15 protein-coding genes and 1 tRNA gene are annotated in these 14,201 nt (G+C 60.7%); 4 read left to right on the plus strand and 12 right to left on the minus strand.

Annotated elements, in window-relative coordinates; genetic code table 11:
• Positions 1-486: 486 nt before the first annotated feature.
• Complete coding sequence (locus J3456_RS04735; protein ID WP_349579141.1) at positions 487-1,386, minus strand: mechanosensitive ion channel family protein; 900 nt, start codon at positions 1,384-1,386, stop codon at positions 487-489.
• Between the two features lie 185 nt (positions 1,387-1,571).
• On the opposite strand from J3456_RS04735, the gene J3456_RS04740 reads away from it, so the two are divergent.
• Complete coding sequence (locus J3456_RS04740) at positions 1,572-1,730, plus strand: YqaE/Pmp3 family membrane protein (RefSeq protein WP_243265093.1); 159 nt, start codon at positions 1,572-1,574, stop codon at positions 1,728-1,730.
• A 63-nt stretch (positions 1,731-1,793) separates the two neighbouring features.
• Here the strand turns inward: J3456_RS04740 and J3456_RS04745 are convergent, their stop codons facing one another.
• From J3456_RS04745 to J3456_RS04775, 7 genes are all read right to left on the minus strand, one after another.
• The gene (locus J3456_RS04745; protein ID WP_349579142.1) at positions 1,794-1,967 is read right to left on the minus strand and encodes a CsbD family protein; all 174 of its coding nucleotides are present in this window, start codon (positions 1,965-1,967) and stop codon (positions 1,794-1,796) included.
• Positions 1,968-2,089: 122 nt separating this feature from the next.
• Positions 2,090-2,164, minus strand: a tRNA-Phe gene (locus J3456_RS04750).
• Between the two features lie 115 nt (positions 2,165-2,279).
• On the minus strand, positions 2,280-2,471 hold the full coding sequence (locus J3456_RS04755; RefSeq protein ID WP_349579143.1) for a DNA gyrase inhibitor YacG: 192 nt from the start codon (positions 2,469-2,471) through the stop codon (positions 2,280-2,282).
• Positions 2,468-3,502, minus strand: coding sequence for a ribonuclease E/G (locus J3456_RS04760; RefSeq protein ID WP_349579144.1), 1,035 nt, complete (start codon positions 3,500-3,502; stop codon positions 2,468-2,470). The genes J3456_RS04755 and J3456_RS04760 overlap by 4 nt, the downstream gene beginning before the upstream one ends.
• Entirely contained in the window at positions 3,499-4,077 is a 579-nt protein-coding gene (locus J3456_RS04765) for a Maf family protein (RefSeq protein ID WP_349579145.1), read from the minus strand. Before J3456_RS04765 ends, J3456_RS04760 begins: the two co-directional genes overlap by 4 nt.
• Positions 4,078-4,166: 89 nt before the next feature.
• The gene (gene infA / locus J3456_RS04770; protein ID WP_005978431.1) at positions 4,167-4,385 is read right to left on the minus strand and encodes a translation initiation factor IF-1; all 219 of its coding nucleotides are present in this window, start codon (positions 4,383-4,385) and stop codon (positions 4,167-4,169) included.
• An 81-nt stretch (positions 4,386-4,466) separates the two neighbouring features.
• Positions 4,467-5,342: a carbon-nitrogen hydrolase family protein gene (locus tag J3456_RS04775; protein ID WP_349579146.1), complete on the minus strand. Its 876-nt coding sequence runs from the start codon at positions 5,340-5,342 to the stop codon at positions 4,467-4,469.
• 191 nt (positions 5,343-5,533) lie between these two features.
• Here J3456_RS04775 and J3456_RS04780 point away from each other — a divergent pair, with 191 nt between their 5' ends.
• Positions 5,534-6,529 carry a LysR family transcriptional regulator gene (locus tag J3456_RS04780; RefSeq protein WP_349579147.1) on the plus strand — a complete coding sequence of 332 codons (996 nt, stop codon included), beginning with the start codon at positions 5,534-5,536 and terminating at the stop codon, positions 6,527-6,529.
• A gap of 6 nt (positions 6,530-6,535) precedes the next feature.
• Complete coding sequence (locus J3456_RS04785; RefSeq protein WP_349579148.1) at positions 6,536-7,234, plus strand: NAD-dependent deacylase; 699 nt, start codon at positions 6,536-6,538, stop codon at positions 7,232-7,234.
• Between the two features lie 21 nt (positions 7,235-7,255).
• Here the strand turns inward: J3456_RS04785 and J3456_RS04790 are convergent, their stop codons facing one another.
• On the minus strand, positions 7,256-8,908 hold the full coding sequence (locus J3456_RS04790; protein WP_349579149.1) for a BCCT family transporter: 1,653 nt from the start codon (positions 8,906-8,908) through the stop codon (positions 7,256-7,258).
• A 256-nt stretch (positions 8,909-9,164) separates the two neighbouring features.
• Positions 9,165-9,464 (minus strand): 50S ribosomal protein L28, encoded by a 300-nt coding sequence (gene rpmB, locus J3456_RS04795; RefSeq protein WP_067625199.1) that lies wholly within the window; start codon positions 9,462-9,464, stop codon positions 9,165-9,167.
• A gap of 268 nt (positions 9,465-9,732) precedes the next feature.
• Here rpmB and J3456_RS04800 point away from each other — a divergent pair, with 268 nt between their 5' ends.
• The gene (locus J3456_RS04800) at positions 9,733-10,428 is read left to right on the plus strand and encodes a CDP-alcohol phosphatidyltransferase family protein (RefSeq protein ID WP_349579150.1); all 696 of its coding nucleotides are present in this window, start codon (positions 9,733-9,735) and stop codon (positions 10,426-10,428) included.
• A 15-nt stretch (positions 10,429-10,443) separates the two neighbouring features.
• Here J3456_RS04800 and J3456_RS04805 read toward each other — a convergent pair whose 3' ends face one another.
• Positions 10,444-10,899, minus strand: coding sequence for a methylated-DNA--[protein]-cysteine S-methyltransferase (locus J3456_RS04805; RefSeq protein WP_349579151.1), 456 nt, complete (start codon positions 10,897-10,899; stop codon positions 10,444-10,446).
• Positions 10,900-11,126: 227 nt separating this feature from the next.
• Positions 11,127-14,048 (minus strand): isoleucine--tRNA ligase, encoded by a 2,922-nt coding sequence (ileS, locus tag J3456_RS04810; RefSeq protein ID WP_349579152.1) that lies wholly within the window; start codon positions 14,046-14,048, stop codon positions 11,127-11,129.
• Positions 14,049-14,201 lie beyond the last annotated feature (153 nt).

The raw sequence follows: 14,201 nt of genomic DNA on the forward strand, positions 1-14,201 counted from the left end.
GTGAAGCTGACACTCTATCATCGGGCCTAAACCCTAAGAGCGCGATATACAGACGTTGATCCATCGAATGAACCAAACCGCCCACATATCTCTTCAGATATCAAATTTTCAAACAGCGTTGAGACAAAAGAAACTGAGATGCGCCCTATAACCTTGGCGCGCCCCGCCTCTAGTACCTCGAATTTTCCCGCTTTACCGAACCAAACTTCCGCGTCTCCGCTTCCGTCCGCCCCGTCTGGCGCCCCGTCGCTGCATCTCTGCGCCGCCGGTAGAGGGGGTTCTAAGGTGAGTGACAGAAACCCGCAAGCAGAAAGTTGAGAAAAGTGAGGGTTTTGGGGAACCGTTGGGCAAGTCGCTGAAATGACGCCCTATTTTTGAGCTTCCGAAGGGCAGGATCCGGCCTCCCTGCCCCGCTTCCGACGGGAGATCGGCCAGATTCCAATGAATCACCCAGTTTTCAGAGCCACGAAGCCCCTATTTGGTGAATCAAATGGAATGCGTGCACCCCTTCATAATGCTGTCGTCCTCACCCCTTTGTTCATCATCCTCTGAGCGGCTGAGCGGCAGAGGTTCCTTGAAGGTGAGCGTACGGTAAGGGAATGGTATCTCAAGCCCGGCGTCATCCAACGCCCGCTTCACTGCTGTAACGACCTCATCTCGGGAGCGGCGCTGTTCCACCGGAGCCGAGCCTGTCCACCAAGTCACTTCGAAATTGATCGAGGAATCCCCAAACTCTTGGGCGAAGATCTGAATGGGGTGGTCCCCCTGCTCGACCGTCTCACAGCCCTCGACGGCTTTGGAGATGACAGTGCGCGCTTCATTCAAGTCTACATCATAGGCCACGCCGCAGATCACTGTTTGACGGCGGTGTTTTTGATCCGTGCGAACATAGACAGGATTTTTGAACAGCATCGCGTTCGGGACGATCACAAGTTGCCCGTCCGTCTGGCGAATGTGGCTCTCTCTGATGGCGATATGGGCGACTTTGCCCTCGATCCCCTCACATACGATATGATCCCCCATGCGCATCTCGCGGCGAAAGAGGATGATGATCCCGGCGAGGAAGTTTTCAAAGACATCCTTAAAGGCAAAGCCGATGGCGACCGACCCGATGCCCAGGCCAGCCAGAATGCTGGCGGGGGTAAGACCGGGGAAGACGATCACGGCCGCGACCATAATGCCAAAGACCCAAATGAGTATCGACGTCAGGAGCGTAAAGAGGTCTTGCAGGCTTGGGCGGAGCTTGGTTCGCGACAGGGTTCTAGTGACCAGCGAACGGCCAAGCGCGGCGATCGCCCAAGTCAGTATCAATACAAGGGTGGCAACGGCAATCTGCGGCAATAGCGCAATCGTATCCCGCGCCATCTCCATGATCTGGCGCCACATAATCCTGACTGGCTCCACCCTGCCCCTCCTCCTGCTTTTCGATAGATTGCCGCAAAACCCGTGCTGCGGCGAGTGTTAATTGCCCGCGCCTGTCACGACATCCCTGGCCGCTTGGCCGATGAGGGCTATCTTAGACCATCTACTAACCCACCCAGAAAGGAGCCCGGCGGCCCCGGCGTGACACTATGGACATCATTCGCATTATCATCGCTATTCTATTACCCCCTCTTGGGGTGTTCTTGCAGGAAGGTCTAGGAAAGCACTTCTGGATTAATATCATCCTAACGCTACTGGGCTACATCCCCGGGATCGTCCATGCGATCTATATCATTATCAAGAGGTGAGCGCGCCTAACCTTGCAGGTCAGACAGAAAAGTGCGCCTCCGATCAGAGGCGCGCTTTTGCAATTAGTCTGATAGCTTATCTTTGGCGTCGCCGACGCCCTTTTGCACTTTGCCTTCAGCCTGATCGGCCTGACCTTCGTGCTTGAGGTCGTCGTTGTCTGTGGCATCGCCGGCTTCTTCTTTCAGCTTGCCACCGATGTCTTTCGCTTTGCCTTTAGCTTGGTCGTCATTCGCCATGGTTGCTCTCCTCTATATGGGTAGAGGGACAACGTTAGAAAGCTGGCGGAGGTTCCGAGCCGGGTGCGGAAGTCGCGCGCGCCGCGGGGGCGGAGCCTGCGATTTGTTTGGTTTGGTAAAAGTGGTGCCCGGGGGCGGAATCGAACCACCGACACGAGGATTTTCAATCCACTGCTCTACCCCTGAGCTACCCGGGCACGGGTCACCTCTTTCGAGGTCGGGTGAGCGGGTTCTAGGACCTGTAGCGCAGGGTGTCCAGCCCCATTTTGCCCTGAAACCCACTTCTTTTCACAAAACGCAAATTCTCCTGTCTTAATGGGGCTTTGCGGGGCGGTCTTGCGCTGCTTCGGCGGCCTCGATGGCTGCTTCAACGTCTTCTGGATCAAGCGGGGGGACGGCGTAGCTTCCACTGAACCAACGACCCAGATCGATGTCGGCGCAGCGGCGCGAGCAGAAGGGGCGGTGTGCCTTGACGGTTTCGGCTTTGCAGATGGGACAGCTCATTGCCCTGCCCCTGCAAGCACCTCCGCCAGCACCGGTCGGGCGCGTTTACGCTGCAATTCGTAGTGACCCAAAGGCGTCCAACCGACCAGCGTCGTGTCCACATCATCGGCGCGGAAGGCGGCGCGCAGCGCGCTTTCGAAGGTGCGGCGGTCTTTCTTGGGCATGGGGGCGAGATCGAGTGTGATCTGCCCGCCTAGCCCGCGCAGGCGCAACGCGCGGGGCAGCGCCTTGGCGCAGGCCATATTGGCTTTCACCCCAGCCGCGAGCGAGGCGTCGCTGCCCGTGTTCACATCCACGGCTACCAACGCGCGGGTCGGCTCGACAAAGATCGACGCCCCGCCACCGAGCGACACTTGAGAGGAGGACAGGCGGTCAAGCTCTTCCAATACCCCATGATCGGCAAAGCCCCCGGCATCGGTCACCACCTCGGCGGGCGCGGTCCAATCGCGCCATGCGAGCAGATGCGGCCCGTCGCCTTCGCTCAGCACCTCCATCTCCTGCGCGTCATCATTGGCCACAGTATCCGCAAGCGCCAACATATTCGCGATATCCTCGGCAATATCTTCGCCATCGGCCCCGGCGCAGGAGGACCGCAGGATCAGCCCCAAATCGGCACCGCCCGCGGCCTCATGAGCGATTTCAAGCAGTCGGTCACGTTCTTCTTCGTCTTTGATAGAGCGCGAGATGTTCAGCCCCGGCGCATCTGGCGTTACGATGGCATAGCGCGATTTGAACAGCAGCTTATTGGTCACCGGGATCGCCTTGCCCGGCTCGGCATGACCCGAGACTTGCACGAGGATCGTCTGGCCGGGGGCCAGCCCTTTGATCTGGCGCAGAAAAGCCGGCCCATCAGGGGTCTTGAGGAACATCCCCCCCTGCCCCTTTACCGGGCGGTCGGCAATCGCGCGATATACGGTGCCAACGCGCGGCGCGTCGCTGTCGACCAGAAAATCGTCCAGCTTGCCATCCACCATGAGGGCTGCGGCTTCAACATCGCCAAGATGGTCAAGAATGATTGTACGGCCCTTCATGCGGCACCTCCGTCAAATGGGTAGCCTGCCGCTTGCAGCAGGTTCGCAGCCTCGGCCAATGGCAGGCCGACGATTGCGGTGAATGAGCCGCTGATCCATGGGATCAGCGCGCCAGCGGGGCCTTGGATGCCATATCCACCCGCCTTGCCGCGCCAATCGCCGGTGGCGAGGTAGCGGCGAATCTCAGGCTCAGATAAAGATTTCATCTTCACGTTGCTTTGCACATCGCGCTGCCAGAGCTTTTCACCCCGTTTCACGGCAACGGCAGTGACCACCCTATGCCGACGGCCCGACATCAACCGCAGGAAAGCTTCGGCTTCGGCCTCATCCTCGGGTTTGCCGAGGATGCGCCGCCCGAGCGCCACAGTGGTATCAGCGCAGAGCACGATGTCATCCGCACCAGCGGGCACGGCTGCCACCTTTTCACGTGCCATACGGGCGCAATAGGGGCGCGGCAGTTCGGCCTTGCGGGGTGTCTCGTCAATGTCGGGAGCGCGGATGGCATCGGGGACCACGCCGATCTGGGCCAAAAGCTCCAACCGGCGCGGTGATCCTGATCCGAGAATGAACTGCATCTTATGGGCCTCTTTGCCTGAGGCCGGCAGCCCGGTCGGGGCCGCGCACGGCCCCGCCTGCGCCGCGCAACGCGCGCACGCGGTGCCGCTTACTTGAAGCGATAGTTGATCCGACCTTTGGTCAAATCATAGGGTGTCATTTCCACCTGAACCTTGTCGCCAGCCAGAACACGGATGCGGTTTTTCCGCATCTTGCCTGCCGTATGCGCGATGATCTCATGGCCGTTTTCCAGCTCGACCCGAAACGTCGCGTTAGGCAGGAGTTCCTTCACGACACCGGGAAATTCGAGCGTATCTTCCTTGGCCATGGTCTCTCCTTGAGCACAAAACCCTCCAATTTGAGGGCGCAGGCTTAAATGGGCGCATTTTTGCGCTTTTTCAAGGGGGATTCAGCGCAAAGCGACGTTTATCGCTTTTCCGTCGCGGCCGATCTGGTCTTGCCAGTCCCTTCGGTTCAAAACGATGCCATCTGCGCGCACCTCGGCGACCTGCGCCAAATCAGCTTGTGCAATGGTCCAGCCGGGTGCGTTCACCTCACATAGGCCCAAAATGCCCGTCGGCGGGAAGCCCCGATCCGGCGGGCAGAAAATCCCTCCCGCGCCAAAAGATTGGCCCAAAGCCTCGGACCAATCCGCCGCGCCCACCACCGAAGACATCGCTGTGATGCACTGATTCTCCAGCGCGCGGGCCATGGAGCCGATGCGCACCCGCCAATAGCCCGCCAGCGTTTCGGTGACACTGGGCACGCAGATCACATCGCAATCGCTCAGCGCCCGGCCCAGCAGGGGAAACTCACTGTCATAACAGATCAAAATCCCGATCTTGCCAATCGCCGTCTCGAAAACCTGAAGCGCATTGCCTCCGATCACGCCCCACTCTTCACGCTCGAAACGGGTCATGATCTGCTTGTCCTGCACCCCCACCTGCCCTGTAGGCGTGATCAGCCGGGCACGGTTGACCGGACGGCTGTCGGTCGCCGCGGGGCCAGAGCCTGCCACAATATGCACATTGTGCTCGGCGGCGAGCTTCACATGCAGCCGGTCCGCTTCCTCAAGCTTGTCCGAGACCGAGAAAAGCGAGCGCTCCAAATCGGCGGCCACTTCGACCCCATCCAGCGTGGCCAGTTCCATCGCGGCATATTCGGGAAAGACCAGCAGTTCCGCCCCCTGCACCGCGGCCTCGGCGACCCAATGGGCCAGCTTGTCTTCATACTGCGCCCATGAGGTCAGAACATCGAGCGGATAGGCGGCTGTGGCGATTTTCATTCGGAGAGGCTCCTGAGGGCTGTTTGCCCGCAGTCTGCGCAGCTTTGGCGGCGGCTTCAAGGGGGCGGCCCGTGGGCCCGAAGCGCCTCCCGCCGCTTTTCCGAATGCGACAGATATGCTGCCACTTCCATGGGCAAATGCTTGACCTGAGCCGCCCGTGGTATCACAAGATCCGAAAGAGTTGGGACCACATGCTGAACAAAGGCATCACCCTTCGGGGCATTGAAGTGTTTGAGGCGCTCGCGCGTAGCGGATCGGTGGCGCAGGCAGCAGGGGCCACGGGGCTCAGCCAGCCTGCCGTCAGCCAGCAGATGCGCAACCTCGAAGCCGCCATCGGGGCGGAACTGGTCGATCACACCCGCCGCCCCATGCGATTGACCCAAGCCGGCCAGATGTTTCTGCGCCGGGCCGAACAGGCGCTCAGCGAATTGCGGCAAGCGCAGAGCGAAGTCACGGTGATGGATCTGGCCCATCTGGAGGCGCTGAACCTCGGTGTGATCGATGATTTCGACGATGACCTGACCCCGCGCCTCGCCACAATCCTTGGCGACAGCCTGACCGGGTGCCGCTTTCGCATGATCACCGCAGGCAGCAACGAACTGGCTCAGGCGCTCCGCGAACAAAGCCTGCATATGGCGCTTTCGGCGCAGATCGACGGACCGATTGACGGGGCTTTGGAATACCCACTGGCCCGCGACCCCTTCATCCTCGTCACCCCGGCCGGCGCGCCCTATGCCCCTGAAGCCCTGCTGCACGGCAGCACCGATCTGCCCTTTCTACGCTACGCCGCCGACCAGTTGATCGCGCGACAGTTCGAGGCACATCTTACCGCGCAGGGCCACAACCTACGCGCACGGTTCGAGATCGGCAGCCATCTGGCGCTGATGGCCATGGTGGCACGGGGCATCGGCTGGGCGATGACCACGCCTTTGGGCTACATGCGCGCCGCCCGTTTCCACGACCGGCTGGCCGCGCACCCCCTGCCCGCCCCTGTGGGTGCCCCCGTGCCCGCGCGAACCATTTCGCTCTTTGCCGGGACCGAATGGTCCGGCCCGGTGCCGCGCGACATTGCCCAGACCATGCGGCAGTTGATGCAGACGCATATGATCGCCCCTGCCATCGCGCAGCTGCCGTGGCTGTCGGATGGGTTTCACCTGCTTGAAGCCGAAGACCCGATCGGAGAATAATACCCCATGACCAAGATCGTGATCCTTACCGGCGCGGGGATTTCTGCCGAAAGCGGGCTCGAAACCTTCCGCGCCTCCGATGGCCTTTGGGCGCAGCACCGCGTCGAAGACGTGGCCACCCCCGAAGGCTTCGCCCGCAATCCAAAACTGGTGGTCGATTTCTACAACGCCCGCCGCGCACAGGCGGCCGAGGTGTCACCCAACGCCGCGCATCGCGCCCTCGCCCGGCTAGAGGCCGAGCTTGACGGCGAGGTGGTCGTCATCACCCAGAATGTCGATGATCTGCACGAACAGGGCGGCTCGCGACAGGTGATGCACATGCATGGTGCCCTCAAAGGCGCGCTCTGCGCCGCCTGCGATCACCGCTGGCCTGCGCCCATGGTCATGGCGCCGGGCGATCCCTGCCCCGCCTGCAACGCCCCCGCTGCACGGCCCGATATCGTCTGGTTTGGCGAGATGCCCTATGAGATGGACGCACTTTTTGATCATCTGGCCGAGGCGGATGTCTTTGCCGCAATCGGCACCTCGGGCAACGTCTACCCCGCCGCCGGTTTCGTCGCCGAAGCCCGCCGCGCCCGGGCGCATACGATTGAATTCAATCTCGAACGCTCTGCCGTGGGCAATCAGTTCGCCGAACATCGCATCGGGCCAGCCAGCCAGACGGTGCCCGAATGGGTGGCAGAGGTTTTGGCGGCGCGCCGCTAAGTCACGGCGCGCCAGATAGTCTCAGCGCGGTTCGCTGCGCAGCCCCTTGTAGACCGTATAGCACATCACCAGCATCAAGATCGCAAAGGGCACACCCGTCGCCGTGACCCCGGCCTGCAGGGCCGAGAGCCCGCCGCCGATCAACAGCACGATGGCAATCAACCCTTCGACAATGCACCAAAAGATACGCTGCGGCACCGGCGCGTCGATTTTGCCCCCCGCCGTGATCGTATCGACAACCAGCGACCCCGAATCCGATGAGGTGACAAAGAACACCAGCGCCAAAAGAATGGCGATGGTCGAGGCCACTTTGGTGAAGGGCAGCTCATTCAACATCCCGAAAAGCGACAGTTCCGGCGAATAGCTGTCGATCACATTGGCCTTCACCAACGATGTTTCGGGGCTGGTGAGAATCTGTTCAATCGCGATTCCGCCAAAGACGCCCATCCAGATAAAGATGATCAGGGAGGGGATCAGCAGCACGCAGATGATAAATTCCCGCACCGTGCGCCCGCGCGACACCCGCGCGATGAACATGCCCACAAAAGGCGCCCAAGAGACCCACCACGCCCAATAGAACGCCGTCCACCCTTCGCGGTAGGCATCGTCATCGCGGCCAAAGGGGTTGGAAAGGGGAATGATCTCTTGCGTATAGGCCACCAAGCCGGTCCAGAAGCCATCAAGCCCCACCAACGTTGGGCCCACGAACAGCACAAAGAGGAAGAACAGGACCGCCACGATCATGTTCACCTCCGACAGGATCTTCACCCCGCCATCCAACCCGCGCCAGACCGAAACCAGCGCTACGGCAGTAACCAAAAGGATGATGACCACCTGCACGTTGGTCGAAATCTCAAGTCCGAAGGCAAAGTTGAACCCCGCGTTGGCCTGCTGCGCGCCCAAGCCAAGCGATGTAGCAAGACCAAAGAGTGTTGCAAAAACCGCCAAGATATCAATGATATGCCCCGGCCAGCCCCAGACACGATCGCCCAGAAGCGGATAGAAACAAGACCGGATCGAGAAGGGCAGCCCCTTGTTATAGGTAAACAGGGCCAAGGCCAGCGCCATGATCGCATAGACCGCCCAGCCATGCAGCCCCCAGTGGTAGAAGGTCGCCGCAAGCCCCATGGCGCGGGCCGCCTCGACATTCTCAGGTATGATCGACCCATCTTCGGCAATCGGCAGGGGCACCCCCAACGGGCCAGAGACGTTCATATGATACACCGGCTCAAGCACGCCAAAGAACAAAAGTCCGATGCCCATGCCCGCGGCAAAAAGCATGGCGAACCAAGCAAGGTAGGAATATTCGGGCACGGCCTCTTTCCCGCCCAGCCTGACTTTGGAGATGGGCAAGAAAATCAGCACGATACAAAAGATAACGAAGATGTTCACAATGATCATGAACAGCCAGTCCAGCTTGGTCGTGGCAAAATCCCGAACGGCAAGGAAGACCACCCCGGCTTGATCCGGGAAAAGCATCGTTAGCAGCACAAAGGCCACCGCCGTCAGGCCGGATACCATGAAAACCGGGTTATGGATGTCAAAGCCCAGCGGACCCAAGGTCCCGTCGATGTTGTCTTGGCCAACCTCGAAATCAGTCTCGATCTCATTCGCGTCAGCGGGCGTGCCCGAGGGCGGGCTAGAGTTTGGCGTGCCGGGGGTGGGGTCAGTCATGGAATCTCCGATCTTGATGCACGGTCTGAGCCCCGCTTGGCAGGTAGCATGGCCAGAACAACAAATGTCAGAAGATCAATTAGCGCGCATTTCCAAGGTTTCCCAAATAAAAACATACCCCTGCGCAACAAAACCGCCAATGGCAGCGCGGGGTGCCATCCTGATAGCCCCGAAAACCTTAAGAAAGTTCTAAACCCAAAACGAAAAAGGCCCCGATCCTTTCGGATCGAGGCCCCAATCTGGTTTGTGGTAAGCCTTAGCTCAGCACATCGGCGGTCGCGCTGGTTTTCGCGATGGCCTTTTTGATTTTCAACGCATTGTCGGACAGTTCAACGTCCTTGGCTTTCGCCAGGAACTTGTCCAGACCACCGCGGTGGTCAACGCTGCGCAGGGCCGCGGCAGAGATGCGCAGCTTGAACGCGCGGCCCAGTGCTTCGGACTGCAACGACACGTCGTTGAGGTTCGGCAAGAACCGACGGCGTGTACGGTTGTTGGCGTGGCTTACATTGTTGCCCGTCATCGGGCCTTTTCCGGTCAATTCGCAACGGCGCGACATGGGTTCATCCTTTTGCTGTTGTGTCCTTCCAGCGATCCGGAAAAACACATAACGTGGGGGCCGCGCAGAGCCGACCCTGAATTGGTTCGCTGGCTTTAAGGGGAATCGCGGTAGCCGTCAACCCGAAGCGCGGGACTTGGGCATATTTCCTGCGCAACGCCCGGCCCCGTCAACTGCGCCCCCGCTGACCCGCCTTTGCTACGCTGGTTTTTGCCGCCCGCGCCAGAGTTTCCTTTGCATCCCCCCGGCGGATTTGCGATGCAGACACATGACCATACAGATGCGCGCCCTCTTCGTTCACCTTTTCACTGCCACCGGTGCGGTGCTGGCAATGCTCGCCATGCTCGCCGCCGTGGAAGAGAAATGGGACCTGATGTTCCTTTGGCTGGTGATCGCCTTCTTCGTCGATGGTATCGACGGCCCGCTGGCGCGCAAATACGATGTGAAGACCAACGCCCCCGAATTCGATGGCGTCTTGATGGACCTCATTATCGACTATCTCACTTATGTTTTCATCCCGGCCTTCGCGCTGTTCACCTCGGGCCTGATGGATGGCTGGAGCGGTTGGGCGATGATCATTATCATCACCTTTGCCAGCGTCATGTATTTCTCCGACACCCGCATGAAAACAAAGGACAATTCCTTTAAAGGTTTTCCTGGCTGCTGGAACATGCTGGTGCTGGTGCTCTTTGCGTTGCAGCCCGAATGGTGGATCAGCCTGATTGTGGTCACGATCCTTGCCGCGGCGATGTTTCTGCCGATCAAATTCGTGCACCCCGTTCGGACCGAGCGTTGGCGCCCCGTGACATTGCCCATGGCGCTGGCATGGACCTTCTTCGCGGGCTGGTCGGCTTGGGTGAACTTTCACCCCGAAAGCTGGGCCCACTGGGGTTTGGTTGTGACATCAATTTACCTTGTTTTCGCTGGCGCTGCGCAGCAGTTGATCCCCCTCGTCGAAGACTGAGCCTGCCTCGCGGAGTTAAATCAACAGCCCCGCCGCGCCCTCATGGCGCAGCAGAGCGACTTTGGTTTCGACCGCGCCTGCCCCGCTAAAGCCGGTCAGACCCTTCGCCCCCATCACCCGGTGGCATGGGATAATGACCGGGATCGGATTGCCGCCACAGGCCCCGCCCACGGCTTGCGCAGGCACGCCGAGGTCGCGGGCAATCTCTCCGTAGGTGCGGGTGTAGCCAAAGGGAATCGCAAGAATCGCGGTGCAGACCGCGCGCTGAAAATCGCTCCCCATAACGCGCAGCGGTAGGTCAAAGCTTTGACGCTCGCCGGTCGCGTATTCCTTGAGTTGGCGCAGCGCGACATCAAGCAGGTCCGAGCGTTGCTGCCGCGCTGCCTGCCCCCACCCAAGCGCCGTGATCGCGCCGTCCTCTTCGGTCAGGGTCAGATCGCCGAAGGGCGTGGAGAGGGAGGCTTGTTTCATCGCCCCACTCTGCGCCAGAAATCACACGTGCGAAAGAGCGCTGAGGGCATCGCCTTCCCTAGGGGGCGTTCCTACCTTTCCGGCGGGCATGGGCGTGCAAGAGGCGCTGCAAAATAGCCCACCGGGAGCCCGGCGTGCCACTGGGCAGGGCATATGATCAGGGCCCCGCAAAGAAAAACGGGCGACAGATAAACCGCCGCCCGCCTTTATCAGCACTAATGCGAACCTCAGGCGTCCGCCAAAGCCTCACGCACCGCCTCATCACAGCGCCCGCAAACGCCGGGATGCTCATGGGTACCGACATCCGGCAGCACCTTCCAGCAACGCTCGCATTTGGCGCCTTCGGCCTTTTCGAACACCACGGCGACGCCTTGGGTCTCAGGCATGCGGAACGCCTCAGCCGGGGCGGCATCGCCGGTTACGGTGATGTCCGAAGTGATTGCCACATCCTCGAAAGACACGCTCTGCAACGCCTCGCGCTGCGCCGCATCATCGACATGCACCACGGGCGCGGCTTCAAGCGAGGCACCGATCATCTTCTCGGTCCGCTGCACCTCCAGCGCCGCCGTCACCACACGGCGCGCGGCACGGACCTTGGCCCATTTCGCGGCCAGCTCCGGGTTCAGCCATGCCTCGGGCGTCTCGGGCATATCCACCAAATGCACCGAGGATTCGTCGCCGGGGAACCGCTCCAACCAGACTTCTTCCATGGTGAAGACCAACACCGGCGCCAGCCATGTGGTCAAACGATGGAACAGGATATCCAGCACCGAGCGCGCGGCGCGGCGGCGCAGGGTGTCACCGTCGCAATAAAGCGCATCCTTGCGGATGTCGAAATAGAAGGCCGAGAGATCGACCGTGGCAAAGGTAAAGACCGCCTGAAACACGCCTTGGAAGTCAAAGCGCGCAAAGCCGTCACGCACGACCTTGTCGAGCTCCGCCACCCGGTGCAGCACCCAACGCTCCAACTCGGGCATGTCGGCGGGATCAACCCGATCCGCCTCGCTGAAATCATTCAACGCGCCGAGCATATAGCGCATGGTGTTGCGCAGGCGGCGATAGCTGTCGGCCACGCCTTTGAGGATCTCATCCCCGATCCGCTGGTCGGCGGTGTAATCAGTCTGTGCAACCCAAAGACGCAGGATATCCGCGCCATACTGCTGCACGATTTTCTCAGGCACGATGGTGTTGCCGATGGATTTGGACATCTTCATGCCCTTCGCGTCCAGCGTGAAACCGTGCGTCACCACGTTGCGGTAAGGCGCGCGGCCCGTGGTGCCCACAGACTGCAACAGCGAGGAGTGGAACCAGCCCCGGTGCTGGTCGGTGCCTTCCATATAGACATCCGCGATACCGTCCTCGGTCCCGTCTTCACGGTCGCGCAGGGTGAAGGCATGGGTCGAGCCGCTGTCAAACCAAACGTCGAGGATGTCGGTCACCTGATCGAACTCTGCCGGATCAACGATGCCTTCAAGGAAGCGTTCTTTCGCGCCTTCCGCATACCACGCATCCGCGCCTTCGGCCTCGAAGGCCTCAACGATGCGCTGATTGACATCCGTGTTGCGCAGCAGGAAGTTCTCATCCGTCGGAGCGACGCCCTTGCGCACGAAACAGGTCAGCGGCACGCCCCACGCCCGCTGGCGGCTGAGCACCCAGTCGGGCCGCGCCTCCATCATCGAATGTAGGCGGTTGCGGCCCGATTTCGGCACCCAGTTGACCTTGTCGATGCAGGTCAGCGCACGTTCGCGGATGGTCTTGCCGTTTTGGTCCAGACCGTCGCCCACCTCCTTGTCGATGGCGGCGAACCACTGCGGCGTGTTGCGGTAGATCACCGGCGCCTTGGAGCGCCAGGAATGCGGATAGCTGTGCTTAATCTTGCCGCGCGCCAGCAGACCGCCGACTTCGACCAGCTTGTCGATGATGGCACTGTTGGCATTGCCCTCCTTGCCGTTGGGCTTGAGGATCGCCTTGCCGCCGAAGAACGGCAGATCGTCGCGGAAACGCCCGTCTTCCATGACGTTATAGGTGATGACCTGGGGCAGCATGCCCAGATCGCGGTAGAGCTCATATTCCTCAAGGCCGTGGGACGGCGCACAGTGGACAAAGCCCGTGCCCTCATCCGAGGTCACGAAATCAGCGGCACGGAAATCGCGCAGGTCGTCCCATTCGCCGTCTGCGCCCTCGGCACCCGCCAGCGGGTGCAAGAGCGAGATTTTGGCCAGTTCGTCATTCTCGACACCGCGCAGGCGCTGCCACATGCCGTCTTCCAGACGCGCCCGGGCAAAGACATCCGCCGCAAGATCATCGGCCAGCAGGAAGCGCTCGCCGACACTGGCCCAGCACTCATCCGGTGTGGCGGTTACTTCATAGAGGCCATAGGAAATGCCCTCGCCGTACACCACGGCCTTGTTGCTTGGCATGGTCCAAGGCGTCGTGGTCCAGATCACCACCTGCGCGCCGTCCAGATCGCCTTCGGTACCGACGACCTTGAACTTCACCCAAACGGTGTGGCTTTCCTTGTCGTGATACTCAACCTCGGCCTCGGCCAGCGCGGTTTTCTCAACCGGCGACCACATCACGGGTTTGGAGCCTTGATAGAGCGTGCCGTTCATCAAGAACTTCATGAATTCCTCGGCAATGACACGCTCGGCGTGGAAATCCATGGTCAGATAGGGGTTTTCCCAATTGCCGGTGATGCCCAGACGCTTGAATTCCTCGCGCTGCACGTCGACCCAACCGCGGGCGAATTCGCGGCACTCGGCGCGGAATTCGTTAATCGGCACCTGGTCCTTGTCGCGGCCCTTCTTGCGGTACTGCTCTTCGATCTTCCATTCGATCGGCAGACCGTGGCAATCCCAGCCGGGGATATAGCGCGCGTCATAGCCCATCATCTGATGGCTGCGCACGATCATGTCCTTGATCGTCTTGTTCAGCGCGTGGCCGATGTGCAGATTGCCGTTGGCGTAGGGAGGGCCGTCATGCAGCGTGAAAGGCTGGCGCCCCTCTTTCTCGCGCAGACGGTCATAGACGCCGATCTTCTCCCACCGCTCCAGCCAGCCGGGCTCGCGCTTGGGCAGTCCGGCGCGCATCGGGAAATCGGTCTTGGGCAGGTTCAGCGTGGCTTTGTAGTCGGGGGTCTCGGCGCACATGGGGAGCGTCCTTTAGGCATATGGGGGTTATTCAATCTCGGTCGGTGCGAATGGCTCAAGCACCTCGGCCCGGCGTCTCAATTGCTCAGAGCGCCGGGGATATAATTCGAATAATGATCGCGGTGAGGCGTGTCATAGGGGCGCTTATAAACA

Origin of the sequence: Sulfitobacter sp. NFXS29, assembly GCF_040148765.1 — a bacterium.
Taxonomy (GTDB): Bacteria; Pseudomonadota; Alphaproteobacteria; order Rhodobacterales; family Rhodobacteraceae; genus Sulfitobacter.

Bases quoted from the DNA above. Each gene is read 5' to 3' on its own strand.
- J3456_RS04735 (WP_349579141.1), bottom strand. From the start codon at position 1,386: ATGTGGCGCCAGATCATGGAGATGGCGCGGGATACGATTGCGCTATTG.
- J3456_RS04740 (WP_243265093.1), top strand. From the start codon at position 1,572: ATGGACATCATTCGCATTATCATCGCTATTCTATTACCCCCTCTTGGG.
- J3456_RS04745 (WP_349579142.1), bottom strand. From the start codon at position 1,967: ATGGCGAATGACGACCAAGCTAAAGGCAAAGCGAAAGACATCGGTGGC.
- J3456_RS04755 (WP_349579143.1), bottom strand. From the start codon at position 2,471: ATGAGCTGTCCCATCTGCAAAGCCGAAACCGTCAAGGCACACCGCCCC.
- J3456_RS04760 (WP_349579144.1), bottom strand. From the start codon at position 3,502: ATGAAGGGCCGTACAATCATTCTTGACCATCTTGGCGATGTTGAAGCC.
- J3456_RS04765 (WP_349579145.1), bottom strand. From the start codon at position 4,077: ATGCAGTTCATTCTCGGATCAGGATCACCGCGCCGGTTGGAGCTTTTG.
- infA (WP_005978431.1), bottom strand. From the start codon at position 4,385: ATGGCCAAGGAAGATACGCTCGAATTTCCCGGTGTCGTGAAGGAACTC.
- J3456_RS04775 (WP_349579146.1), bottom strand. From the start codon at position 5,342: ATGAAAATCGCCACAGCCGCCTATCCGCTCGATGTTCTGACCTCATGG.
- J3456_RS04780 (WP_349579147.1), top strand. From the start codon at position 5,534: ATGCTGAACAAAGGCATCACCCTTCGGGGCATTGAAGTGTTTGAGGCG.
- J3456_RS04785 (WP_349579148.1), top strand. From the start codon at position 6,536: ATGACCAAGATCGTGATCCTTACCGGCGCGGGGATTTCTGCCGAAAGC.
- J3456_RS04790 (WP_349579149.1), bottom strand. From the start codon at position 8,908: ATGACTGACCCCACCCCCGGCACGCCAAACTCTAGCCCGCCCTCGGGC.
- rpmB (WP_067625199.1), bottom strand. From the start codon at position 9,464: ATGTCGCGCCGTTGCGAATTGACCGGAAAAGGCCCGATGACGGGCAAC.
- J3456_RS04800 (WP_349579150.1), top strand. From the start codon at position 9,733: ATGACCATACAGATGCGCGCCCTCTTCGTTCACCTTTTCACTGCCACC.
- J3456_RS04805 (WP_349579151.1), bottom strand. From the start codon at position 10,899: ATGAAACAAGCCTCCCTCTCCACGCCCTTCGGCGATCTGACCCTGACC.
- ileS (WP_349579152.1), bottom strand. From the start codon at position 14,048: ATGTGCGCCGAGACCCCCGACTACAAAGCCACGCTGAACCTGCCCAAG.